This is a genomic window from Phreatobacter sp., from assembly GCF_051860605.1.
Classification (GTDB): Bacteria; Pseudomonadota; Alphaproteobacteria; order Rhizobiales; family Phreatobacteraceae; genus Phreatobacter.
Window position 1 is genome coordinate 89,700 of the sequence record NZ_JBHYDR010000010.1, and the last position, 22,947, is coordinate 112,646.

The window sequence follows — 22,947 nt, forward strand, 5'->3', positions numbered from 1 at the left end:
AAGGCCCGCGCCGATTGCCCCGACGAAAGGATTTCCGGCCATGTCAACCGGACAGGAACGCATTGCGCTCTTCATAGATGGCGCGAACCTTCACGCCACGGCCAAGACCCTCGGCTTCGACATCGACTACAAGCGCCTGCTCGGGGAGTTCCGCGCGCGCGGCTATCTCCTGCGCGCCTACTACTACACGGCGCTGATCGAGGAGCAGGAATATTCCTCGATCCGGCCGCTGATCGACTGGCTCGACTATAACGGCTTCACGGTGGTCACCAAGGCCGCCAAGGAGTTCACCGATGCCATGGGCCGCCGCAAGGTGAAGGGCAACATGGACATCGAGCTGGCGGTCGATGCCATGGAACTGTCGGCGCGCGTCGACCATGTCGTGCTTTTCTCCGGCGACGGCGACTTCCGCTACCTCGTCGAGGTGCTCCAGCGCCGCGGCGTGAAGGTCTCGGTCGTGTCCACCGTCTCGGTCCAGCCGGCCATGATCGCCGACGAGCTGCGCCGCCAGGCCGACGAGTTCATCGACCTGGCGCATCTGTCGCAGCGGATCGGCCGCGACCCCTCCGAGCGCCCGGTCCGGCCGGCCGGCGAGATGCCCGGCTTCGTGCGCGACCGCCCGCGCCCGCCGCGGCCGATCGCCCCGACCCGGCCGCTGGCCGACGAAGGCGAGCGCTGAACGGCGCTGGCATGACCACCGGCACCGATCCGTCCCGCGACTGCCCGCTCTGCCCGCGGCTGGCCGCCTTCCGCCAGAAGCACCGCGGCCTCAGTCCCGACTGGCACAACGCCCCGGTTGCCAGTTTCGGGCCCGGTGACGCGCGCCTGCTCATCGTTGGGCTGGCGCCCGGCCTGCAGGGCGCCAACCGCACCGGGCGGCCGTTCACCGGCGACTGGGCCGGCGACCTGCTCTACGAGACGCTGATCGCCTTCGGCTTCGCCCGCGGAACCTATGACGAGCGGGCCGATGACGGGCTCGAACTGGTCGGCACGCGCATCACCAATGCGGTGCGCTGCGTGCCGCCGGAGAACAAGCCGACGACGCAGGAGATCCACACCTGCCGGCCGTTCCTGTCCGCCACCATCGCCGACCTGCCGCAGCTGTCGGCCATCGTCACGCTCGGACGCATCGGCCATGACAGCACGGTCCGGGCGCTGGGCGAGCGGCCGTCCCGCCTGCCCTTCTCCCATGGCGGCGTGCAGGTGCTGGGGCGGCTGACCCTGTTTTCCAGCTATCATTGCTCCCGCTACAACACGAATACCGGCGTGCTGACGCCGACCATGTTCCGCGCCGTCTTCTCGGCGGTTCGCCGGCACCTCGACGCGGCGCCCTGACAAGGCGGCCATCCGGCCGCGTCACGACTGCAAGCCGGGCGCCTCCTCAAGGCGCCCAAAGGACGAAAGGGCCGGCCCATGTCTCCGGGAACCCGCCGCGCGCTGCGCCTGGCGACCTTTCTCGCCGCCACCGTCGGCGCGCTGTTCTGGCTGGCGGCCATGGTGGCGAGCCTCACGACGCCGCCGGGTCCGCGCGACGGCCATGCGTCGTTCGGGCTGATCCTCGCCACGGTCTATGCCCTGGTCCTGGTGCTGCCGGCCTTCGTGCTGGCGCTGCTCGACCGCTGGCCGGTCGTCGCCCTCCTGCTCGGGCTGGCGGCTGTCGCCATCGGGCTGCACGCGGTGGTGCCGTGGGCGCCTCTCGGGCCGCTCGGCTCCTGACCGCGGCTGAATTCACGGTTTCGTGATCCGCCCTCCCGCATCCATGAAGGCGTCGTCAGGTGTTCCCGTCAGGACCCGCACGCAAGGCAGGTCCCAATTCACGGGAGAAAAAGCCATGAACCGCCGTCACGCCCTCAGGCTCTTCGGAACCGCTGCTGCCGTTGGCGCTGCCATGTCGATCCCGGCCGGGCACAAGGTCTGGGCGCAGGCCGCCCCCGGCCCCTTCACGCTGCCTCCGGTCGGCTATGCCTATGATGCGCTGGAGCCGCATATCGACAAGATGACGATGGAGATTCATCACTCCCGCCATCACGCAGCCTTCCTCGCCGGCCTCAACAACGCCGCCCGCACCTATACCGACCTGACCCCCGCCAACACCGAGAAGGTGCTGCGCAACCTGTCCGCCGTGCCGGAGAGCCTGCGCACCGGCGTGCGCAACGCGCTCGGCGGTTACTGGAACCACGTCCACTTCTGGGACATCATGACCCCCGGCGGCGCCAAGCAGCCCTCCGGTGCCCTCGCCCAGGCGATCACCGCCGCCTTCGGCGATGCCGACAAGATGCGCCAGCAGTTCAACCAGGCTTCCGTCGGCCGCTTCGGCTCGGGCTGGGGCTGGCTGGTGGTCGGCCGCGACAACAAGCTGGCCGTCGTCTCCACGCCGAACCAGGACAACCCGCTGATGGACGGTGTCAAGGGCGTGGTCATGGGCATCGACGTGTGGGAGCACGCCTATTACCTCAAGTACCAGAACCGGCGCCCGGACTACGTGACCACCTGGTGGAACGTCGTCAACTGGGACAAGGCTGCCGCCAACTTCCAGAAGGCCATGGCCTGACGCCCCTGCTGCGCCTGATGCCCCCCATGGGTGCAGCAGGACCGATGGCCATCGCCGGCCCCATCCTCACGGGTGGGGCCGATTTCGTTGGGGGCAGGCCTGATGGTTGCCGGTCCCGGGTGGAGCACGCCCTGCAGGCTGGCTGATGCGTCCTTCGAGGCTCGCTTCGCTCGCACCTCAGGATGAGGACGGAGGAGACTGGCATGCCCGACGCACGGGCGCGGCTGTCGCTTGTCGTCGCCGCATGGGCCACTCACCGGCATTCCTCATCCTGAGGTGCGAGCGAAGCGAGCCTCGAAGGACGCAGGACCGATGCGCAAGCCGCAATCGCTCGTCGTCGCCGCATGGGCCACTCACCGGCATTCCTCATCCTGAGGTGCGAGCGCAAGCGAGCCTCGAAGGACGCAGCACCGATCTGCAGGCCGATCCGCGACAGCCCACCTTCCCCTCGACGGCCGCGCCCCTACCCCCGGTCGCGCATGATCCGCGCCTGGTCGCGCTGCCAGTCGCGCTTCTTCTCCGTGTCGCGCTTGTCGTGCAGCTTCTTGCCGCGAGCGAGCGCGATCTGCAGCTTCGCCAGGCCCTTCTCGTTGAAATAGAGCTTGAGCGGCACCACGGTCAGCCCGTCGCGCTGCACCGCCCCGGTCAGCCGGGCGATCTGCCGCTTGTGCAGCAGCAGGCGCCGCGGCCGCTTCGGCTCGTGGTTGAAGCGGTTGGCCTGCAGATATTCCGGAATGTTGCAGTTGAAGAGGAAGAACTCCTCGCCGGAAGGCCCCGCATAGCTCTCGCCGATGGTCGCCTTGGCGGCGCGCAGCGACTTCACCTCGGTGCCGGTCAGCTGGATGCCGGCCTCGAATGTGTCGAGGATCTCGTAGTCGAAGCGTCCGCGCCGGTTCTCGGCGATGATCTTCATCTTGGGGTCCGGCTTGGCCGCCATGGCGCTTGCTATCGATCCCCGTCAGTTCATCAGGCCGGCATGGACGAGCGCCGCCTTCAGCGCGCCGCGCGTTGCCTCCGTCACCGGCACCATGGGCAGGCGCGTCTCCTCCGACATGCGCCCGAGCAGGGCGAGCGCCGCCTTGGACGGCGCCGGGCTCGGTTCGAGGAACACCGCCTGGTGCAGCGGGAACAGCGTGTCCTGGATCGCGAGCGCCTTGGCGAAATCGCCGGCCATGCAGGCGTTCTGGAACTCGGCGCAGAGCCTCGGGGCGACATTGGCCGTCACCGAGATGCAGCCGTGGCCGCCATGGGCCATATGGGCCAGGGCCGTGCCGTCCTCGCCGGACAACTGGATGAAGTCCTTGCCGCAGGCGGCGCGCTGGGCCGAGACGCGGTCGACCTTCGCCGTCGCATCCTTCACGCCCACGATGTTCGGGATCTCGGCGAGCCGCGCCATGGTCTCCACCGTCATGTCCACCACCGAGCGCGGCGGGATGTTGTAGATGAAGATCGGCAGCGAGGTGGCTTCCGCGATCGCCTTGAAGTGCTGGTAGAGCCCTTCCTGGTTCGGCCGGTTGTAGTAGGGCGTGACATGCAGCAGGCCCTGCGCGCCGGCCTTCTCGGCATGGCGCGAGAAGTCGATGGCCTCGGCCGTGTTGTTGGAGCCGGCGCCGGCCATGACCGGCACGCGGCCGGCGGCCTCCTCGATGGCCCATTCGACCACGCGCTTGTGCTCGTCATGGGTCAGGGTCGGGCTCTCGCCGGTGGTGCCGACCGGAACGATGCCGTGCGAGCCTTCCTCGATCACCCAGTTGACGTGGGCGCGGAAGCCCTTCTCGTCCAGCTTGCCGTCGCGCATCGGTGTCACGAGGGCGGGCATGGAGCCCCTGAACATGGCGGCGGTCATGGCGGAAGTCTCCCGGAAGGCGGGTCTCAGGGGCGAAGCGTGCGGACGGGCCGCGAAAGGCCGGTCACAAAGCCTTGTGGCGGCGGCAACGTCAAGGGTCGAGGGCGGGCGGTTGTCACGGCGGCGGCTCCGGTCGGATGGGATGGGGCAGTTCTGGCCCGGTTCGGCTCGAGAACGGCCATCATGCCACCGGCCGCGGACGGGGAAGCAAGTTTTCCGCCGAAAAATCCGCTGATCGGCGAAAACCGCTGGCGGCGCCGGGGCTTGCATCAACGCGCTTTTAACCAAGCCGGTCGGTTTGTCCCCCTCCCGTTCAGAACTCGTCAAGGAAAACGGCCCGATAACGGCCGGGCAAAGGCCGCAATCCTTCTGCCGGATGAGGCCGTCCAGCGTCGCGTATCAGGACGGAGCTCCATGTCGATCATGATCCCTTCGCATGCGATTCCCGTGCATCGGACCCCTGCGGGGCTGATCCCCGCGCTGCCCCGCCTCTGGCTGCTGGCAGGGGTGGCCGCCGCAGCGCTGGTCGCTTCCGGCTGCGCCATGAGCCAGGACGTCGAGCCGGAACTTCCCGTCCAGATGGCGAGCCGCGACGCCGCCGCACCCGACACCACCGGCTCGATCCCGCCGGCTTCGCGAAGCTGGAGCCCGTCGTCGGCGGCGGTCAGCGATGCCGATGTCGCAGCGCTCGGCCGCATTCTCGCCGCCGCTCGCGGCAACCGCATCGACCAGGCTACGGCTGGCCTCGCAGAGGTGCGCGATCCGGTGGCGAAGGTGCTCGGCGAATGGGCGATCCTGATGGCCAATGACGGCGTCTCGTTCGAACGCGCCGCCGCCTTCCTGCGCCAGCATCCGGCCTTCCCGGCAAGCCGCCGCATCCGCCTTCGGGCCGAGGGCATGCTGCTGGAAAACAACGTGGCCGGTTCGCAGGTGCGCCAGTTCTTCGCCCGCAGCCAGCCGCAGAGCGCCAAGGGCTCCATTGCACTCGCCCTCGCCCTGAAGGAGGCCGGCGACGGCCAGCGTTCGGCGCGCATGGCCCGCGAGATCTGGCGCGAACAGGACCTCTCCGCCGACAACGAGCGGCGCCTGCTCGCCGGCTTCGGATCGGTTATCACCCGCGCCGACCACAAGGCGCGCATGGACCGCATGCTGCACGACAACCAGGAGGCGACCGCCCTGCGCGCCGCCCAGCGGCTCGGCGGCGGCCAGGTGGCGCTGGCCCGCGCCGTGCTCGCCGTCGGTGCGCGCCGGCCGAACGGGCCGGGCCTGCTGGCCGCCGTGCCCTCCTCGCTGCACCGCGACCCGGCCTATCTGCTCGCCCGGGCCCAGGTGCTGCGCCGCGGCGACAAGCCGAAGGAGGCCGCGGCCATCCTCATGGCCGCGCCGCGCGATCCCGCCCTGCTCGGCAAGCCCGAGGAATGGTGGACCGAACGGCGGATCGTCGCCCGCCAGCTGCTCGAGGCCGGGGACACCCGGGCCGCCTACCAGCTTGTCGCGACCCATCCGGTCCGCTCCGGGACCGCGCGGATCGATGCCGAGTTCCATGCCGGCTGGCTGGCGCTGCGCCGCCTCAACGATCCGGCTCTGGCGCTGCGCCATTTCCAGGCCGTGCGGCAGGCATCCTCAACGCCCATGTCGCAGTCCAGGGCCCTCTACTGGATCGGCCGCGCCCAGGAGGCGGCCGGCCAGCAGGGTGCGGCGCGCCAGGCCTTCGAGGCGGCCGCCCGCCATTCCAGCCACTATTACGGCCAGCTCGCCCGTGCCCGCCTCGGCATGCAGGACCAGCCGGTCCGTCGTCCCCAGGCCAGCGCTGCGGCGGCATCCCCCGCCGTGCGCGTGCTCGACATCCTCTACCGGCTGAACGAGCCGGTGCTGGCGCGCACGGTGCTCGCCGATCTCGGCCTCAGGGCAACCGATCACGGCCTGCTGCAGGCGGCCGGCGAGCGGGCGGTCCGCGCGGGCGATGCGCGCGGCGCCACCGTCCTCGGCCGGCTCGCCAACAATCGCGGCCTGCCCTTCGACCTGCACGCCTTCCCGACCATCGGCATCCCGGCCTACCGCCATGTCGGGCCGGAGGTCGACCGGGCGGTGGTCTTTGCCATCGCACGGCAGGAATCGACCTTTGACCCGCGGGCCGTCAGCCACGCGGGCGCGCGCGGGCTTTTGCAATTGATGCCCGGCACGGCGCGCGCGACCGCGCGCACGTATGGCCTGTCCTACGACCAGGGCCGCCTGACCTCGGACCCTGCCTACAATGCCCAGCTTGGTGCCGCCCATCTTGGCGAACTGGTCGCCGAGTTCAACGGCAGCTACGTGCTGACCTTCGTTGCCTACAATGCCGGGCGCGCGCGGGCGCGCGAATGGATCCAGCGCTTCGGCGATCCCCGCGACCCCTCCGTCGATCCGGTCGACTGGGTGGAGATGATCCCCTTCTCCGAGACGCGCAACTACGTCCAGCGGGTCATGGAGAACGTGCAGGTCTATCGCGCGCGGCTGGGCGGCGGCTCGGCGCTGAGGATCGAGGCCGATCTCAGGCGCGGCCGCGTCAATTGAAGACTGCGTTGACTGAAGCCTGCGTCACCTGAACGGACCCGGCTACGGCATCGCCTCAGCCTGCATATGGCGGCCTCATCCCCGAAGGGACTTCTTCCTCGGCAGCCAGGCGGTCGCGGCGGCCGGCTCCATGGCCTCGACCAGCTGGACGAAGGACGAGCCCGGCAGCGGCGGCGCGAACACATAGCCCTGCGCGCTCCTGACACCGCGGCGGCGCAGCGCCTCCACCTGGTCGAAGGTCTCGACCCCCTCGGCAACCACGTCCAGGTTCAGGTGCGCGGCAAGGTCGATCAGGCTGTCGACAATGGCGGTCGACTGGCGTTCGGAGCCGATGGCGTCGATGAACAGCTTGTCGATCTTCATCACGTCGACGCGCAGCTTGAGTAGGTAGCTCATGCCGCCATGGCCCGTTCCGACATCGTCGAGCGCCACGCGCACGCCGAGGTCCTGGAACCGCGCGATGATCGCGCGCGCCAGTTCCATGTCAGGTAGAGGATCGCGCTCGGTGACCTCCAGCAGAACCTGATTCAGCTTCAGCTCTGTTCCGGAGAAGACGTTGATGACGTCCTCCACGATCGACTGGTCCTGGAAATGCGCGGCGCACAGGTTGAAGCCGCATTTCATGTGCGGCCGCGCAGCATAGAGCGACCCGACTTCGGCGGCCGCCTGCCGCATCAGGTCGAGCGTCAGGGGGAAGATGAAGCCCGAGCGCTCGGCCTCGCCGATGAAGGCCCCCGGCGGGATGATGGTTCCGTCCGGCTTGCGCCAGCGCACCAGCACCTCGCAGCCGATGATCCGGCCGGTATCGATGTCGAGGATGGGCTGGTAGTAGGGAATGAACTCGCCATTGACGAGCGCCCGGTGCATGTCGGCCATGGGGTCGCGCCGGCGGCAGATGGCCAGCAGGACCGCCGCCATCAGGCCGGCGAGCACGATCCCGACGACCACGGCCAGCCAGATGATGCCGCCATGCTCCAATCGCCAGGCGCCCTCCGATGCGGTCGCCACGACCCGGATCGGATAGCTGCCAGACACGGCGACGGCGCTGAACTGCCTGCTGCCCTCGACGGCGCCGGCCCCGCGCACCGAGACCAGCCGGCCGCCCGGCACCAGTTCCACGTCGATGCCGAGACCCGAATTGCCCCGCTGGATGACCTGGTGCGGGACGAACAGGCCGACCGACATGATGCCGCCATACAGGATGGTGCCGTCGGGGTTCCAGAACACCCGAAGTGCGCGCCCGTGGGCGCCCCGGGTCACCGCCACGGCCAGGCTGACCCGCGGATTGGCGGTCACGAACGGCGTGGACGCCGGCGTGATCTGCACCAGCGAGCCGATATTGTTGCAGCGGACCGCGCCGTCCGGTCCGTGGACAGCCAGTTCCTTCAGGACCGGCGATTCGAACACCAGCACCCTGAGGGCCTCGCGATCCGTCGGCGAGCAACCGGCGACATTGCGCGTCTCGGCATCGTGCAGGCTGACGAGAGCCCGGTCGACGGCGCCGTCGATGCGCTGCAGAACGGTCTGGGCCGTGGTGTCGAGATAGGATTGCAGCTTGTGGCGCATGAACGCCTCGGCCGCGAAATACGCGGCTGCGGGGACGCTGATCGCCGTGACCGCAGCCAGGATCAGTGCCAGCTTTCTCGTCCCCGAGCCGACGCTCACATTCGCCCCACCGAAGGATGCGCACAGGGATGCCTGCCAGCCTGATCGCGCATGTTCTTCAACAGTTTAGGGCGGCCGCCTTAATGGTGTCTTGACTGCCGCAGGGTCATGCGACGATCGCTCCCTGCGCCTCCACCACCGCCAGCGCCGTCATGTTCACGACGCCGCGTGCCGTGACCGACGAGGTCAGGATGTGCGCGGGCTTGGCCTGACCGACAAGGATCGGACCCACCGGCAGCGCATCAGCCAGCACCTTGATGACCTGGAAGGCGATGTTGGCGGCCGAAAGGTTGGGCATGATCAGGACGTTGGCGACGCCCTTCAATCGCGATTGCGGCAGGATCCGCTCCCTGAGTTCCGGCAGCAAGGCCGTGTCGGCGTGCATCTCGCCGTCGACCTCCAGCTCCGGCGCGCGCTCCCAGATCAGCTTCAGCGCCTCCTGCATCTTGGTGGCGGTGTCGTCGTCGTAGCTGCCGAAGTCCGAATGCGCGACCAGCGCGATCTTCGGTTCAAGGCCGAAGCGGCGCACGTGCTCGGCGGCCGTGCAGGCCATGTCGGCCAGTTCCTCAGGCGAGGGATCGGGCGTCACATGCGTGTCGGCGATGAACAGCGGCCCCTTGGAGGTGATGAGCAGCGACAGCGCCGCCAGCCCGTCGGCGCCGTCCTTCAGGCCGATCACCTGCCGGATGTGGCGCAGATGCGTGTTGAAACGCCCCTCCACGCCGCAGATCATGGCATCGACGTCGCCGCGCTCCAGAGCCACCGCGGCAATCGCGGAGGTGGCGGTGCGCATGATGGTGCGCGCCGCATCGGCCGAGACACCGCGCCGGCCGACCCGGTCGTGATAGGTCGCGACATAGTCGCGGTAGCGGGGATCCGACTGCGGATCGATGAGCGCGAAATCCGTGTCCCTGCGGATGGACAGCCCGAAGCGTTCCAGCCGCTGCTCGACCACCGCCGGCCGGCCGATGAGCACCGGATAGGCCAGCCCCTCCTCCACCACCACCTGGGCGGCACGCAGGATCCGCTCGTCCTCGCCTTCGGCGTAGATGACCCTCTTCGGGGCCTGGCGGGCCTTGTCGAAGACCGGCTTCATCAGGAGGCCGGAGCGGAACACGAAGCGCGAAAGCTGGGCCTCGTAGGCGGGAAAGTCCGTGATCGGCCGGGTGGCGACGCCGGTTTCCATGGCCGCCCTGGCAACCTCCGGCGCGATCCGCAGGATCAGGCGCGGATCGAAGGGCGAGGGAATGAGATTGCCGGCACCGAACGTGCCGACCTCACCGCCATAGGCGCGCGCGACCACATCGGACGGCGCCTCGCGGGCAAGCCCCGCAATGGCGCGCACGGCGGCCAGCTTCATCGGCTCGTTGATGGCGGTCGCCCCGCAGTCGAGCGCGCCGCGGAAGATGTAGGGGAAGCACAGGACATTGTTGACCTGGTTCGGATAGTCCGACCGGCCCGTGCAGATCATCGCGTCGGTGCGCACCTCGCGCACCTCCTCCGGCATGATCTCCGGATTGGGATTGGCCAGCGCCATGATGAGCGGTCCCGGCGCCATGCGCTTGACCATGTCCGGCTTCAGCACGCCAGCCGCCGACAGGCCGAGAAAGATGTCGGCGCCTTCGATGATCTCGGCCAGCGTGCGGGCGGCGGTGTCCTTGGCATAGACCGCCTTGTAGCGGTCCATGAGTTTCTCGCGGCCCCTGTAGACGACACCCTCGATGTCGGAGACCCAGATGTTGTCCGGGCTGGCGCCGAGTTCCACCAGCAGGTTGAGGCAGGCAATGGCGGCGGCGCCCGCGCCCGAGGCGACGATCTTCACCGCGCCGATCTGCTTGCCGGCGAGCGCCAGCGCATTGGTGACGGCGGCGGCGACGATGATGGCGGTGCCGTGCTGGTCGTCATGGAAGACCGGAATGCCCATGCGCTCGCGCAGGCGCTGTTCCACCTCGAAACATTCCGGGGCCTTGAAGTCTTCCAGGTTGATGCCGCCGAAGGTCGGCTCCAGCGCCGCCACCACGTCGACGATCCGGTCCACCTCGCGGGCGTCGATCTCGATATCGAAGACGTCGATACCGGCGAATTTCTTGAACAGGACCGCCTTGCCCTCCATCACCGGCTTGCCGGCCAGAGGGCCGATATCGCCAAGGCCGAGTACGGCGGTGCCGTTGGAGACGACCGCCACGAGATTGGCGCGGGCGGTCAGTTCCGCCGCCTGGGCGGGATCGGCGACGATCGCCTCGCAGGCGGCCGCAACCCCGGGCGAATAGGCCAGTGCGAGGTCGCGCTGGTTTGCCAGCGGCTTGGTCGGCTGGATCTCCAGCTTTCCGGGCCGGGGCAGCCGGTGGTAGACGAGCGCGCCGGATTTCAGGTCGTCTGTGATGGCTTTCGTCATGCCTGCCCCCTCTGCCGCGCTCATGCGATGCGGCCATGCCGGCGTCAACCATGTGACAGCGGGGCGGCGAGGGAAAGCCGCGCGGGCGTGACAATCAGTTCTTCGCCTCTGGAAAAGGCGGCGCCAGCCGCGCCCGGCCGTTGCGGCGGGGATCAACTGGGGCTAATCGGGCCGACAGAAGAGGCGCGATGTGACCGATACTCCGAAGACCGGGCCGACCAACGGCCTCACCTATGCGCAGGCGGGCGTCGACATCGACGCCGGCAACCGGCTGGTCGACATGATCAAGCCGATGGTGAGGGCGACCGCACGTCCCGGGGCCGATGCCGAGATCGGCGGGTTCGGCGGCCTGTTCGACCTGAAGGCGGCCGGCTTCACGGACCCCGTTCTGGTCGCGGCGAATGACGGCGTCGGCACCAAGATCAAGATCGCCATCGAGACGGGCCGACATGGCACGATCGGCATCGACCTCGTGGCCATGTGCGTCAACGATCTCGTGGTCCAGGGTGCCGAGCCGCTGTTCTTCCTCGACTATTTCGCCACCGGCAAGCTGGCGCCTGAAGCGGCCGCCGAGGTGGTGCTCGGCATTGCCGCCGGCTGCCGGCAGGCCGGCTGCGCGCTGATCGGCGGCGAGACGGCGGAAATGCCGGGCCTCTATGCCGCGGGCGACTATGACCTGGCCGGCTTCTCGGTCGGCGCGGCCGAGCGGGGCACGCTGCTGCCGCGCGCGGATGTGGCTGAAGGCGACGTGGTGCTCGGGCTTGCCTCCTCCGGCGTCCATTCGAACGGCTATTCGCTGGTCAGGAAGATCGTGACCGTCTCCGGCCTCGGCTGGGACGCCCCTGCCCCCTTCGCGCCGGACCGCACGCTGGGCGAGGCGCTGCTCGAGCCGACACGCATCTATGTGAAGAGCATTTTGGCCGCCCATCGCGGCACCGGGGCCATCAAGGCGCTCGCCCATATCACCGGCGGCGGGTTCGTCGACAACATTCCGCGCGTGCTGCCGGATGGGCTGGGTGTGACGGTGAACCTCGACGCCGTGCCGGTGCCGAAGGTTTTCGGCTGGCTGGCAAAGGTCGGCGGGCTGGACCAGGCCGAAATGGTGCGCACCTTCAACTGCGGGATCGGCATGGTGGTGGTGGTTGCGCCCAGCGAGGCGGAAGCGGTGCGGACCGCCCTCGCCGCTGCCGGAGAGACGGTGGTGACCTTCGGAACGATCGTGCCGGCCGCCAGCGAGCCGCGCGTCACCTTCACCGGGGCGCTGGCGCTGTGAGCCGCAAGCGCGTCGCCGTGCTGATCTCCGGGCGCGGATCCAACATGGCCGCGCTCGTCGAGGCGGCGAAGGCGCCCGACTATCCCGCCGAGATCGCCCTCGTGCTGTCGAACGTGCCCGGCGCCGGCGGGCTGGCGCTGGCCGAGGCGAACGGCATCGCCACCGCGACCGTCGACCACACGCGCTTCGGCAAGGATCGCGAGGCTTTCGAGCGCGCGGTGCAGGCGGAACTCGAGGCCCACCGGATCGACATCGTCTGCCTCGCCGGCTTTCTGCGCATCCTCACCCCCTGGCTGGTGGCGAAGTGGGAGGGACAGATGATCAACATCCACCCCTCGCTGCTGCCCGCCTACAAGGGCCTCGACACGCACGCGCGCGCGCTGGCGGATGGCGCCACGACCCACGGCGCAACCGTGCATTTTGTCGTGCCGGACCTCGATGCCGGGCCGGTCATCCTGCAGGAAGCAGTGCCGGTGCTGGCGGACGATACGGCCGAGACGCTCGGCAGGCGCGTTTTGGCAGCCGAGCACCGGATCTACCCGGAAGCGCTCCGGATGATCGCGACGGAATACCGGCTGGCGTGAGCGCGGTCAGACCGCCTTCACCCACGCCTTGTTGTCGTGGAAGGCCGCACCCCCGAACGGCGCCACCGCATCGGCCCCGGTCAGCGTGTTGATGCCGCGGCCGCCCTCGTGGTCGGAATTGGCCCACAGCCCCTCGGCGATCAGCGTGCCGGACCGGGTCTGGTCGGTCACCTTGGCATGCAGGATGACCGTGCCGCGCGGCGAGCCGACCTCGACCTTCGCGCCGGCCGCGATGCCGAGGCGCCCGGCATCGGCCGGATTGATCATCACCTCCGGGCGGCCCTCGCGCTTGCGCGACGACGGCGTCTCGGCAAAGGTCGAGTTGAGGTAGCTGCGCGCCGGCGAGGTCGCGAGCCTGAACGGGAATTCGGCATCCGGCGCCTCGGTCACCTCCCAGTGGTCCGGCAGGCTGGGCATGGACCCCACCGGCCCGAGCGTTCCGATATTGGCGTAAGGGACGCTCGGCCAGTCCGGCCGGAAGCGGAACTTCCGGTCGCCATAGGCAAAACCCTTGAGGTAATGCGCCTCCTCGAACTTCGGCTGCACGTCGCGGAAATTGGTGGTCTCCAGCTCCGCCAGCGTGCCCCAGCCCGAATTCTGCAACGTCCAGTCGATGATCTCACGCGGGCTCATGGCAAAGCCGGGATGGTCCGCGCCGACGCGGGTCGCAAGGTCGGTGATGACCTCGTGGTTCGAGCGGCATTCGCCCGGCGCATCCACCAGCTTCAGGCCGAGCATGATGTGCTGGTGCCCGCCGCCCTGGTACATGTCGTCGTGTTCCATGAACATGGTCGCCGGCAGGACGAGATCGGCCATCTTCGCCGTATCGGTCATGAACTGCTCGTGGACGACCGTGAACAGGTCCTCGCGGGCAAAGCCGGCAACCACCCTGGTCTGGTCGGGCGCGACATTCACCGGATTGGTGTTCTGGATGATCATGGCCGTGACCGGCGGCCCGTCCGAGCCGTCGGGGCGGGCGAGTGCTGCCCGCTCGCCGGTCAGGACGGGGCCGATGCGCGACTGGTCGAGCACACGGATGGCCGCGTCCTTCACGTCCAGCCCCTCGATCAGCGACTTGCGCCAGTGATAGATGGCTCCGTTGTTGTGGAAGGCCCCGCCGCCCTCATATTTCCAGGCGCCGGTCACCGCCGGGATGCAGGAGGCCGCATGCATGTTCGCCGCGCCGTTGCGCTGGCGGCCAAAGCCATAGCCGAGGCGGAAGAAGGTCTTGCGGTTCTGGCCGACGAGCTTGCCGAAGGCCTCGATCTCCTCAACCGACAATCCGGTGATGGCCGCCGCCCAGGCGGGCGTCCTGGCCTGAAGATGTGATTCAAGATCGTCCGGTACGTCAGTGTATTCCTTGAGATATTCGCGATCTGCGTAGCCGTCGCGGAACAGCACGTGCATCACCGCGCAGGCGAGCGCCCCATCCGTTCCCGGCTTGACGACGAGGCCGAGATCGGCCTGTTTCACGGTGTCGGTGCGATAGATGTCGATGACGACGATCTTCGCGCCGCGCTCCTTGCGCGCCTTCATGGCGTGGGTCATCACGTTGACCTGCGTCGACACCGGGTTGGTGCCCCAGATCACCACCACGTCGGACTTGGCCATTTCGCGCGGATCGACACCGGCGAGCCGCCCCGTTCCGGCGATTAAGCCGGACCAGGCCATGTTCGTGCAGATGGTCGCGTAGAAGCCGGAATATTTCTTGACGTGGCGCAGGCGGTTGATGCCGTCGCGCTGCACGAAGCCCATCGTGCCGGCATAGTAATAGGGCCAGACCGTCTCCGGGCCGTAGCGGCGTTCGGCGTCGAGGAACCTCTCGGCCGTCATGGCCATGGCCTCGTCCCAGGAGATGCGCTGGAACTCGCCCGACCCCTTCGGCCCCTTGCGGATCAGCGGATGGAGGAGCCTGTCGGGATGGTGGATGCGCTCGGCATAGCGCGCGACCTTGGCGCAGACGACGCCGGCCGTGTAGCTCTGGTCCGGATCGCCATGGACGCGGCCGATCATGCGGCCGTCGATGACCTCAACCTCCAGCGAGCAGGCCGAAGGGCAGTCGTGCGGGCAGGTCGACTTCAGGCGTTCGATCTTGAGCGGGGCGTTCACGGCGGCTCCGGGGAACGGGCTGGACTGGAGGTCTTCCAGTCTATGCCACAGCGGGCCAATGAAAAAGGCGGGCCGGAGCCCGCCTTTTCGCATGCGTCGCCTGCGCCGATGGCTCAGGCCGAGATGATCTCGTTCTCGGAGAAGAACTGGGCGATCTCGATCTTCGCGTTCTCGACCGAATCCGAGCCGTGAACCGAGTTCTCGCCAACCGAGAGGGCGAACCGCTTGCGGATAGTGCCCTCGGCCGCCTGCGCCGGGTTGGTCGCGCCCATTACCTCGCGATATTTCGCGACGGCGTTCTCGCCCTCCAGAACCTGCACAACCACCGGGGCCGAGACCATGAAATCCACGAGCTCGCCGAAGAACGGCCGCTCCTTGTGCACGGCGTAGAAGCGGCGCGCCTCGGGCAGCGACATGCGGATGCGCTTCTGGGCGACGATCTTGAGGCCCGCCTCCTCGATCACGGCGTTGACGGCGCCGGTGAGGTTACGCTGGGTGGCGTCCGGCTTGATGATGGAAAACGTGCGCTCGATGGCCATTCTTGCGGGTCCCTTGGGAGGCTGTGGGGGTTGAGGTGCGCGCTTCTAGCAGCGCGGCGGTGCCCCCGCAACGGTGCCGGGCGCCGCGTCCGCAGACGCAGCCCCCGCCTTGCCGCAATTCGATGAACCCGGGATGAAGCCCCGGCTCAGAACGGGTTCAGCGCTCCGCGACGATGATCGCTCCATGACGGCCGGTGTGATGTGGCCGTGGCGACTGGAGATATGCAGGATGCGCAAGTTCCTTCTTCCCGCTCTCGCTGGCCTGGCCGCTCTCGGCGCCGCGGCCTTCACCCCGTCCAGGGCCGACGCGCAGGTGTCGATCGGTATCGGCATCGGGCCCGCCCCGCTTGCCGTTCAGTACGGCGGCGGCTGGCACCGGCCCCACTATGGCTACGGCCGCCCTCATGGCTATCCGCGCCCGCATGGCTACTACCGGCCCCACTACGGCGCCTACCGTCCCTATCCGGTGGCCCCGACCTGCTGGGTCGAGCGTCGCTGGGTTGAAACGCCCTGGGGTCCGGAGCCGCGCCGCGTGCGCATCTGCCGCTGACCATTCCGGGTAGTCGCGCGGGCTGTCATCGCCCCCCACCCACAAGGCCCGTGCGGTTGCGAGGCCCGCCATCCCGAGACCGGGGCGGCGGGCCTTCAGCTTTCGGTGGCAGCCCGCCGGCTTAGCCCTCGAGGGTCTTAGACCTGAACAGGTAGCCGGCAGCAGCACCGGCAACCGTCGGCACGATCAGATACATCCAGACCTGCGTCAGCGCCGTGCCGCCGACGAACAGCGCCGGCCCGAACGAGCGCGACGGGTTCACCGAATTGCCGGAGATCGGCACGAAGACGAGATGCAGCGCCGCCAGCGCCAGGCCGATGGCAAGTCCCGCTGCGGGGCCGGCCCCCGCCTTGGAGGTCGCGCCGAGGATGACCACCAGGAACAGGAAGGTCGCCACGAACTCGGCGATGACGGCCGATCCCATCGAATAGCCGGACCAGCCGGTCTGACCGAGGCCGGCGGTGGCCACGTCATAACCGCCCGCCTTGCCGGCCAGCATGACATAGAGGATGGCGGCACCCACGATCGCGCCCGCGAACTGCGCGATGATGTAGCCGGGAACCTCGGAGGTCGGCATGCGGCCGGCCGCCCAGACGCCGACCGTCACGGCCGGATTGATGTGGCAGCCGGACACCGGCCCGATGCCATAGGCCATGGCGGTGACCGCCAGGCCGAAGGCAAGCCCGATGGGCATGATGGCCAGGGGCGACAGGGGCTGGCCGGCCCCCAGCGCACCGCCGAGGCCGCCAATGGCCACCGCGCCGCAGCCGATGATCACCAGCGCGGCCGAACCGATGAATTCGGCAAGATATTTCTTCATGGACCCGTTCATGTGCTGCATCTCCGTGTCCGACTCGTTCAGCGGTCGGGGCAGACAAAGCCTAGCACCGATGAGGCAAACGCCACATCCGGCCACACGGATGGGTGGCAAAACGTCGGGAGACCGCTGCCGCCTTGCGCCGGGCGCCGTCCTCGGCCAAAAGGCGGCGCATGCTGCAGATCACCGACCTGACCGTGCGCGTTGCCGGGCGCGTATTGATCGAGAAGGCCAGCGTCTCGCTGCCGCCCCGGGCGCGCGTCGGCTTCCTCGGCCGCAACGGCACCGGCAAGACCACCCTGTTCAGGGTGATCCAGGGTGACTGGCAGGCCGATGAGGGCGATGTCCGCCTGCCCGCCCGCACGCGCATCGGCGGCGTTGCGCAGGAGACTCCCGGCGGCCCCGAGAGTCTCGTCGATTTCGTGCTCAAGGCCGATACCGAGCGCGCGCGCCTCCTGGCCGAGGCCGAGACCGCCACCGACCCCCACCGCATCGCCGAGATCCAGACCCGGCTTGTCGACATCGACGCCCATTCGGCGCCGGCACGCGCGGCCTCGATCCTCGCCGGCCTGGGCTTCGATGCCGAGGCGCAGATGCGACCCTGCTCGGACTTTTCCGGCGGCTGGCGCATGCGCGTGGCGCTCGCGGCCGTCCTGTTCGCCGAGCCGGATCTGCTCCTGCTCGACGAGCCGACCAACTATCTCGACCTCGAAGGCACGCTCTGGCTGCAGGACTACCTGTCCCGCTATCCGCACAGCGTGCTGCTGATCAGCCACGACCGGGACCTGCTCGACTCATCCGTCGACCACATCCTGCACCTCGACCAGAAGAAGCTGACGCTCTGGCGCGGCTCCTACACGACCTTCGCCCGTTCGCGCGCGATCGAGATGGCCGTGCGCGAGAAGGCGGCGAAGAAGCAGGAGGACCGGCGGGCACATCTGCAATCCTTCGTCGACCGCTTCCGCGCCAAGGCCTCCAAGGCCCGGCAGGCCCAGTCGCGCCTGAAGATGCTGGAGAAGATGGACTCGGTCGCCGCCATCGTCGAGACCGACGTCCCGCCCTTCATCATCCCGGAGCCGAAGCGCAAGGCCTCGCCCCCGATCATTGCCATGGAGGGAGCATCGGTCGGCTATGCGGAGGGCCGTCCGATCCTGGCGCGCCTGTCGCTGCGCATCGACGACGACGACCGCATCGGCCTTCTGGGTGCCAACGGCAACGGCAAATCGACCTTTCTCAAGCTGGTCTCGGACCGGCTGCAGGCCATGGCCGGCCGGATCGTCCGCGCCGACAAGCTGACGATCGCCTATTTCGCCCAGCACCAGCTTGATGAATTGCGGCCGGGCGAGACGGTCTATCAGCACATGCGCCGGCTGATGCCCGCCGATCCGGAAGCGAAGGTGCGCGCCGCCTGCGCCCGTGCCGGCTTTTCCGGCGAGCGCAGCGATACCCGCGTCTCCTCCCTGTCGGGTGGCGAGAAGGCGCGCCTGCTGTTCGCGCTGGCCGTGTTCGAGGGGCCGCACCTGCTGATCCTCGACGAGCCGACCAACCACCTCGACATCGACAGCCGCGCGGCGCTGGTCGAGGCGCTCAACGCCTATTCCGGCGCGGTGATGATCGTCTCGCACGACCGGCACCTGCTGGAGGCGACCGTGGACCGGCTATGGCTGGTGGCGGGCGGCTCGGTGCGCAGCTTCGACGGCGATCTCGACGAATATCGCCGTGCCGTCCTCTCGGGCAGCGAGCCGGAAGCGCCCGTGGCGCGCCCCGCAGCGGCAGGCGCAGCAACCGACGCGCCGCCGCCCGCCCCGCGGGCCGAGCAGAAGGCGCTCGCGCGGCGCATTGCCGAGACCGAGGCACAGATGGCGCGGCTGAAGGAGGAGATCGCCCGCATCGACCGCATCCTGTCGCAGCCCGGCTACTTCGAGGCCCATGCCGCCAATGCCGCCACCGCCTTGAAGGCCCGAGCCGCGAAGGAGCAGCAACTCGCCGATGCCGAGGAGAGCTGGCTGGACCTGAGCGGCGAGATGGAGGCGGCCGGCTAGGCCTCCTTCAGCGTCCGCTGCCAGCGGGCGCGCAGAACGCCAGGCCGCTCCGGATAGCGCATCTCGAGAAACTCGGCGCCGACGATCCGGTCGGTGCGGAACGAGCGAAAATCCTTGCGCAACTCGCACCAGGCGATCAGGTGGCGCACGCAGTCGTAATAGCCGACCACAACCGGCCAGATGATGCGCTGGCTCTCGCGGCCCTGCTCGTCCTTGTAGCTCAGGCCGATCTTCCGGCCCTCGTGGATCCATTTGCGCACGCGCGCCAGGTCGATGAGGTCGGGCGCCTGTTCCCAGGCCGGGGCCATGCGCGAGGCCGGGTCGAAGGCCAGGTCCCGCAGATGTTCCGGCACGATGGCCGCCAGCTTGCCGATCAGGTCGCCGGCAGCCTTCGCAAGGGCGGGATCGGCGCGAGATTCTACCCAGCGCGCACCCAGCACCGCCGCCTCCATCTCCTCGGCACTGAGCATGAGCGGCGGCAGGTCGAAGCCGCCGTCGAGCACATAGCCGAGACCCGCCTCGCCCCGGATCGGCACGCGCTGGCCGACGAGGGCCGAAATGTCGCGATAGACCGTGCGCTTGGAGGTTTCGAGCTCGCCGGCAATGGCCTCGGCCGTCAGCGGACGGCGCGAGCGGCGCAGGATCTGGATGATCTGGAACAGTCGGTCGGAGGGTCGCATGCTGTCGTCCCGTCATTGTCGGACGCTGTCGCATCCGTGCCCGATGCTGTTGTCGCGCAGGTCTGCTGCCAGCGTTATGACAGCAGCGTGGCAGCATACCGCACTTAAGCCAGTTTTGTCCGGCAGTTGCGGATCGGCGCGTGTCAGGGCCTGCGGAACCGGCGCGACCAGGCGGCGGTCATGACCACGGACAGCGTCAGGCCGAAGACCGAGATCGCCATCATGGCGGGAACGTAGCCGAAGCGGTCGATGGCAAGGCTCGCCGGCAGGGCAATGAAGGTGATGGCCGCGAAGAAGGTGGCGTTGAACAGCGCAAGGGGCGTTGCGCGCTGCTCGGGCGGCGTGCCGTCGCAGACCCAGGCCGAGATGACCGGGAAGCCGATGGAATGGCCGAGGCCGAACACGAGGCCGGCCGCAACCACCATGGGCATGGTCGTCGCGAAGGCGGCGAGCGCAATGCCGGCCGCCAGCGACGCGGCGCCACCGGCAATCACCAGCCGGCGGTCGATGTTCTCGACCAGGCCGAGAAGGCCGAGCCGCACTGCAAAGATCGACACCGTGAAGGCCGTGAAGAAGGCCCCGACCGTCAGCCCCCTCTCCAGCATGACTGGCGCCATATAGGCGCTGATGAAGCCGAAGGTGGAGCCATAGACGATGGCCGCCAGCATGGGCATCACGATGCGCCGCGACGTCATCAGCCCCAGGAGACCGCCAACCGGCGGCTCGGCCTTCTCGCCCGGGCGGATGGTGAAGAGCAGCGGCAGCGCCAGCAGGCCCGGCACCGCCCCGGCCAGGAAGAACTGGCGCGCGCCGAAGGTGTGATAGAGCCATTCGGCCAGGATCGGCCCGAAGGCATAGGGCAGCGGCGCCATGGCCGACAGCAGCCCGAAAAGCTGGACGAAGCGCACCTGCGTGATGCGCGTGGTGCCGTAGCTCATGATCGGGGCATGGAACAGCGCGAAGCCGATGCCCTGCATCAGGCGCGAGGCGAACGAACCGGCAAAGCTCTCGTAGGTGAGGAACAGGCTGGCATGGCCGAGCACCACCAGAGCCGCGCCGAGCCGCACCGTGGGCAGGAGCCCGATGCGGCCCGCCACCTCACCGGAGAACAGGCTCATCAGCACCAGCGGCACGCCATAGACCGCGATCAGGAGACCGATATCGGCATGGGCGAAGCCGGCATCCTGCCAGACCACGGCCAGCAGCACGGCCTGCTGGTTGGTCATGGCAGTCAGGAAGATGGCAAGGCCGATGCGCGCGAATTCGGGACGCGCGCCGGCATCCACGAAGCCGTGGTGTATCGGGCGTTCGGGAGGTTCGCTCACGCCTTGCGCTCCCACCGGCCGCTTTCACCCTGCTGCCAGTAGGTGCAATCGTGGCCGGCGGCCCTGGCCAGTTTCCACTGGACCCGCGCACCGTCCACGGCGTCCGGGTCGTGGCCGTCGAACAGCACGACGATGCGCTGATAGGTCCCTGCATCGTCCGGAAAGCCTGCACCATCCACGAGAAAGCGCACGCTGGCCGCGTTGGCCCGGCCGGGCTGGCTGGTCACCAGCACGGGCTGCAGGTTCGCATCCGCCTCGCGGTCGGTGCCGTGGGGCAGGAAGCTGTCATCCGCATAGGTCCACAGAAGCGTGTCGATCGCCTCGACCCGCTCCGCCGTCGCCGCCTCCACCACAACCTTCCAGCCTCTCTCCACCGACTTCTCGAGCAGAACCGGCAGCACGCGCTCCAGCGGCTGCCGGTCGAGATGGTAAAAGAGGATTTCGGTCACGACGTCACACGATCGCTCATGGCACCCATGGTGCATCCGATAGCGGGCGCGTGCGCAGGCGTATGGCTCACCCCTCGCAGGTCTCGCTCACCAGCCGGTCGAGCAGGCGCACACCCCAGCCCGAGCCCCAGGAACGGTTGAGGTCGGTCTTGGGCGAGTTCATGGCCGTTCCGGCAATATCGAGATGGGCCCAGGTGGTGTCTCCGACGAAGCGCTGCAGGAACTGCGCGGCGGTGATGGCGCCGGCATGGCGGCCGCCGGCGTTCTTCATGTCCGCGAACTGGCTGTCCATCAGCTTGTCGTATTCGCTGGTCAGCGGCATGCGCCAGACCCGCTCGCCGGTGGCAAGACCGGCCGAGGTGAGACTGCCCGACAGGTCATCGTCATTGGAGAACAGCCCGGCATGCTCCTGGCCGAGCGCGACCATGATGGCGCCGGTCAGGGTGGCGAGATTGACCATGAAGCGCGGCTTGAAGGTCTCTCTCGCGTACCAGAGCAGGTCGGCGAGCACGAGCCGGCCCTCGGCATCGGTGTTGATGATCTCGATGGTCTGGCCGGACATGGAGGTGAGGATGTCGCCGGGGCGGTAGGCATTGCCGTCCGGCATGTTCTCCACCAGCCCGATGATGCCGATGGCGTTGACCCTTGCCTTGCGGGCGGCCAGCGCATGCATGAGGCCGGTGACGGCAGCCGCGCCGCCCATGTCGCCCTTCATGTCCTGCATGCCCTCACCCGGCTTGATCGAGATGCCGCCGGTGTCGAAGCACACGCCCTTGCCGATGAAAACGGCCGGAGCGGCGCCATCGCGGCCGCCGTCCCATCGCATCACAACCACCTGGCTGTCCTTGCGAGAGCCCTGGCCGACGGCCAGCAGCGCACCCATGCCGAGCTTCTTCAACTCGCGCTCGCCGAGCACCGCCACCTCGACGCCCAACTTGTCGAGTGCGCTGGCGCGACGGGCAAATTCCGGCGGCGACAGCACGTTCGGCGGCTCGTTGACCAGGTCGCGGGCAAGGTCCACGCCGTCGGCAACCGCCTCGCGCGCCTTGAAGGCCTTGCGGGCGGCCTTCGGGTCGGCGACGCGGAACGTGACCGTCCGCCGCTTCGGCCCCTCCTCGCCATTGCCGCGCTTCGTCTTGTAGCGGTCGAAGGCATAGAACCGCAGGCGCAGGCCAAGCGCCAGATCGGCCGCCTGCCCGGCATCGAGCGGGCCGGCCGTCGTCTCGCACAGGATGGTGGCCGAAAGGGCAGCGTCCGGCAGCCTGGCGCAGATCCCGCCGCCGAGACGCACCACGTCCTGCTCCTTCCAGTCCTCCACCTTGCCGGTGCCGGCCGCGATCAGCCGGGACACGGACAGGCCCTGGGGGGCCAGCAGATCGACGAAGGAACCGGACTTGCCCTTGAAGCCGTCGGCGGCCACGGCGCGCTTGAGCAGATCGGGAACCGGCGCCAGCAGGTCGGCGGCGGTCGCGGGCGGCTTCAGGTCTGGCCCGACCAGGATCACGGCCTGGTCGCACGGGTCCGCAGACAGGGCTTCAAAGGCGATCTTGAGGGTATCTGGCATGGTCC

General features: G+C 68.7%; 20 protein-coding genes. 9 read left to right on the plus strand and 11 right to left on the minus strand.

Annotation, left to right across the window (positions count from 1 at the left end; all coding sequences use genetic code 11):
- The first annotated feature begins 40 nt into the window (after window positions 1–40).
- From ACTIFS_RS17070 to ACTIFS_RS17085, 4 genes are all read left to right on the plus strand, one after another.
- Window positions 41–679 carry a LabA-like NYN domain-containing protein gene (locus ACTIFS_RS17070; RefSeq protein WP_439575323.1) on the plus strand — a complete coding sequence of 213 codons (639 nt, stop codon included), beginning with the start codon at window positions 41–43 and terminating at the stop codon, window positions 677–679.
- A gap of 11 nt (window positions 680–690) precedes the next feature.
- Window positions 691–1,335 (plus strand): uracil-DNA glycosylase, encoded by a 645-nt coding sequence (locus tag ACTIFS_RS17075; protein ID WP_439575324.1) that lies wholly within the window; start codon window positions 691–693, stop codon window positions 1,333–1,335.
- A 78-nt stretch (window positions 1,336–1,413) separates the two neighbouring features.
- On the plus strand, window positions 1,414–1,716 hold the full coding sequence (locus ACTIFS_RS17080) for a hypothetical protein (protein WP_439575325.1): 303 nt from the start codon (window positions 1,414–1,416) through the stop codon (window positions 1,714–1,716).
- A gap of 115 nt (window positions 1,717–1,831) precedes the next feature.
- Complete coding sequence (locus ACTIFS_RS17085; RefSeq protein WP_439575326.1) at window positions 1,832–2,551, plus strand: superoxide dismutase; 720 nt, start codon at window positions 1,832–1,834, stop codon at window positions 2,549–2,551.
- Between the two features lie 463 nt (window positions 2,552–3,014).
- Here the strand turns inward: ACTIFS_RS17085 and smpB are convergent, their stop codons facing one another.
- Together smpB and dapA are read right to left on the minus strand one after the other, a co-directional pair.
- On the minus strand, window positions 3,015–3,488 hold the full coding sequence (gene smpB, locus ACTIFS_RS17090) for an SsrA-binding protein SmpB (protein WP_439575327.1): 474 nt from the start codon (window positions 3,486–3,488) through the stop codon (window positions 3,015–3,017).
- A 21-nt stretch (window positions 3,489–3,509) separates the two neighbouring features.
- On the minus strand, window positions 3,510–4,397 hold the full coding sequence (gene dapA, locus ACTIFS_RS17095; protein WP_439575328.1) for a 4-hydroxy-tetrahydrodipicolinate synthase: 888 nt from the start codon (window positions 4,395–4,397) through the stop codon (window positions 3,510–3,512).
- A 414-nt stretch (window positions 4,398–4,811) separates the two neighbouring features.
- Here dapA and ACTIFS_RS17100 point away from each other — a divergent pair, with 414 nt between their 5' ends.
- Window positions 4,812–6,950 carry a lytic transglycosylase domain-containing protein gene (locus tag ACTIFS_RS17100; protein ID WP_439575329.1) on the plus strand — a complete coding sequence of 713 codons (2,139 nt, stop codon included), beginning with the start codon at window positions 4,812–4,814 and terminating at the stop codon, window positions 6,948–6,950.
- 75 nt (window positions 6,951–7,025) lie between these two features.
- Here the strand turns inward: ACTIFS_RS17100 and ACTIFS_RS17105 are convergent, their stop codons facing one another.
- Complete coding sequence (locus tag ACTIFS_RS17105; RefSeq protein ID WP_439575330.1) at window positions 7,026–8,615, minus strand: EAL domain-containing protein; 1,590 nt, start codon at window positions 8,613–8,615, stop codon at window positions 7,026–7,028.
- Window positions 8,616–8,721: 106 nt separating this feature from the next.
- A complete protein-coding gene (locus tag ACTIFS_RS17110; RefSeq protein ID WP_439575331.1) occupies window positions 8,722–11,010 on the minus strand; it encodes an NADP-dependent malic enzyme in 2,289 nt (762 codons plus the stop codon).
- Between the two features lie 190 nt (window positions 11,011–11,200).
- Here ACTIFS_RS17110 and purM point away from each other — a divergent pair, with 190 nt between their 5' ends.
- Window positions 11,201–12,283 carry a phosphoribosylformylglycinamidine cyclo-ligase gene (gene purM / locus ACTIFS_RS17115; protein ID WP_439575332.1) on the plus strand — a complete coding sequence of 361 codons (1,083 nt, stop codon included), beginning with the start codon at window positions 11,201–11,203 and terminating at the stop codon, window positions 12,281–12,283.
- A complete protein-coding gene (purN, locus tag ACTIFS_RS17120) occupies window positions 12,280–12,867 on the plus strand; it encodes a phosphoribosylglycinamide formyltransferase (RefSeq protein ID WP_439575333.1) in 588 nt (195 codons plus the stop codon). Before purM ends, purN begins: the two co-directional genes overlap by 4 nt.
- A 6-nt stretch (window positions 12,868–12,873) precedes the next feature.
- On the opposite strand, the gene ACTIFS_RS17125 is transcribed toward purN, so the two are convergent.
- Window positions 12,874–14,976, minus strand: a complete 2,103-nt coding sequence (locus ACTIFS_RS17125) for a molybdopterin-containing oxidoreductase family protein (RefSeq protein ID WP_439575334.1) — start codon at window positions 14,974–14,976, stop codon at window positions 12,874–12,876.
- Between the two features lie 113 nt (window positions 14,977–15,089).
- Window positions 15,090–15,515, minus strand: a complete 426-nt coding sequence (ndk, locus tag ACTIFS_RS17130; RefSeq protein ID WP_439575335.1) for a nucleoside-diphosphate kinase — start codon at window positions 15,513–15,515, stop codon at window positions 15,090–15,092.
- A 229-nt stretch (window positions 15,516–15,744) separates the two neighbouring features.
- On the opposite strand from ndk, the gene ACTIFS_RS17135 reads away from it, so the two are divergent.
- A complete protein-coding gene (locus ACTIFS_RS17135; protein WP_439575336.1) occupies window positions 15,745–16,065 on the plus strand; it encodes a sulfur globule protein precursor in 321 nt (106 codons plus the stop codon).
- A 121-nt stretch (window positions 16,066–16,186) separates the two neighbouring features.
- On the opposite strand, the gene ACTIFS_RS17140 is transcribed toward ACTIFS_RS17135, so the two are convergent.
- Window positions 16,187–16,897, minus strand: coding sequence for an aquaporin (locus ACTIFS_RS17140; RefSeq protein WP_439575337.1), 711 nt, complete (start codon window positions 16,895–16,897; stop codon window positions 16,187–16,189).
- Window positions 16,898–17,055: 158 nt separating this feature from the next.
- On the opposite strand from ACTIFS_RS17140, the gene ACTIFS_RS17145 reads away from it, so the two are divergent.
- Complete coding sequence (locus tag ACTIFS_RS17145) at window positions 17,056–18,924, plus strand: ABC-F family ATP-binding cassette domain-containing protein (protein WP_439575338.1); 1,869 nt, start codon at window positions 17,056–17,058, stop codon at window positions 18,922–18,924.
- Here the strand turns inward: ACTIFS_RS17145 and ACTIFS_RS17150 are convergent.
- The 4 genes from ACTIFS_RS17150 to ACTIFS_RS17165 all read right to left on the minus strand — a co-directional run bounded on the left by ACTIFS_RS17150 (window position 18,921) and on the right by ACTIFS_RS17165 (window position 22,942).
- Window positions 18,921–19,604 (minus strand): helix-turn-helix transcriptional regulator, encoded by a 684-nt coding sequence (locus ACTIFS_RS17150; RefSeq protein ID WP_439575339.1) that lies wholly within the window; start codon window positions 19,602–19,604, stop codon window positions 18,921–18,923. The genes ACTIFS_RS17145 and ACTIFS_RS17150 overlap by 4 nt on opposite strands.
- Window positions 19,605–19,747: 143 nt before the next feature.
- On the minus strand, window positions 19,748–20,929 hold the full coding sequence (locus ACTIFS_RS17155; protein WP_439575340.1) for an MFS transporter: 1,182 nt from the start codon (window positions 20,927–20,929) through the stop codon (window positions 19,748–19,750).
- A complete protein-coding gene (locus ACTIFS_RS17160) occupies window positions 20,926–21,378 on the minus strand; it encodes a DNA polymerase III subunit chi (protein ID WP_439575341.1) in 453 nt (150 codons plus the stop codon). The genes ACTIFS_RS17155 and ACTIFS_RS17160 overlap by 4 nt, the downstream gene beginning before the upstream one ends.
- A 67-nt stretch (window positions 21,379–21,445) precedes the next feature.
- Window positions 21,446–22,942: a leucyl aminopeptidase gene (locus ACTIFS_RS17165; RefSeq protein WP_439575342.1), complete on the minus strand. Its 1,497-nt coding sequence runs from the start codon at window positions 22,940–22,942 to the stop codon at window positions 21,446–21,448.
- Window positions 22,943–22,947 lie beyond the last annotated feature (5 nt).

What these genes read in the sequence shown, in the direction of transcription:
- ACTIFS_RS17145 (WP_439575338.1), top strand. Translation starts at nt 17,056, where the DNA reads ATGCTGCAGATCACCGACCTGACCGTGCGCGTTGCCGGGCGCGTATTG.
- ACTIFS_RS17110 (WP_439575331.1), bottom strand. Translation starts at nt 11,010, where the DNA reads ATGACGAAAGCCATCACAGACGACCTGAAATCCGGCGCGCTCGTCTAC.
- smpB (WP_439575327.1), bottom strand. Translation starts at nt 3,488, where the DNA reads ATGGCGGCCAAGCCGGACCCCAAGATGAAGATCATCGCCGAGAACCGG.
- ACTIFS_RS17085 (WP_439575326.1), top strand. Translation starts at nt 1,832, where the DNA reads ATGAACCGCCGTCACGCCCTCAGGCTCTTCGGAACCGCTGCTGCCGTT.
- ACTIFS_RS17165 (WP_439575342.1), bottom strand. Translation starts at nt 22,942, where the DNA reads ATGCCAGATACCCTCAAGATCGCCTTTGAAGCCCTGTCTGCGGACCCG.
- dapA (WP_439575328.1), bottom strand. Translation starts at nt 4,397, where the DNA reads ATGACCGCCGCCATGTTCAGGGGCTCCATGCCCGCCCTCGTGACACCG.
- ACTIFS_RS17150 (WP_439575339.1), bottom strand. Translation starts at nt 19,604, where the DNA reads ATGCGACCCTCCGACCGACTGTTCCAGATCATCCAGATCCTGCGCCGC.
- ACTIFS_RS17135 (WP_439575336.1), top strand. Translation starts at nt 15,745, where the DNA reads ATGCGCAAGTTCCTTCTTCCCGCTCTCGCTGGCCTGGCCGCTCTCGGC.
- ndk (WP_439575335.1), bottom strand. Translation starts at nt 15,515, where the DNA reads ATGGCCATCGAGCGCACGTTTTCCATCATCAAGCCGGACGCCACCCAG.
- ACTIFS_RS17075 (WP_439575324.1), top strand. Translation starts at nt 691, where the DNA reads ATGACCACCGGCACCGATCCGTCCCGCGACTGCCCGCTCTGCCCGCGG.
- ACTIFS_RS17080 (WP_439575325.1), top strand. Translation starts at nt 1,414, where the DNA reads ATGTCTCCGGGAACCCGCCGCGCGCTGCGCCTGGCGACCTTTCTCGCC.
- ACTIFS_RS17070 (WP_439575323.1), top strand. Translation starts at nt 41, where the DNA reads ATGTCAACCGGACAGGAACGCATTGCGCTCTTCATAGATGGCGCGAAC.
- ACTIFS_RS17100 (WP_439575329.1), top strand. Translation starts at nt 4,812, where the DNA reads ATGTCGATCATGATCCCTTCGCATGCGATTCCCGTGCATCGGACCCCT.
- ACTIFS_RS17140 (WP_439575337.1), bottom strand. Translation starts at nt 16,897, where the DNA reads ATGAACGGGTCCATGAAGAAATATCTTGCCGAATTCATCGGTTCGGCC.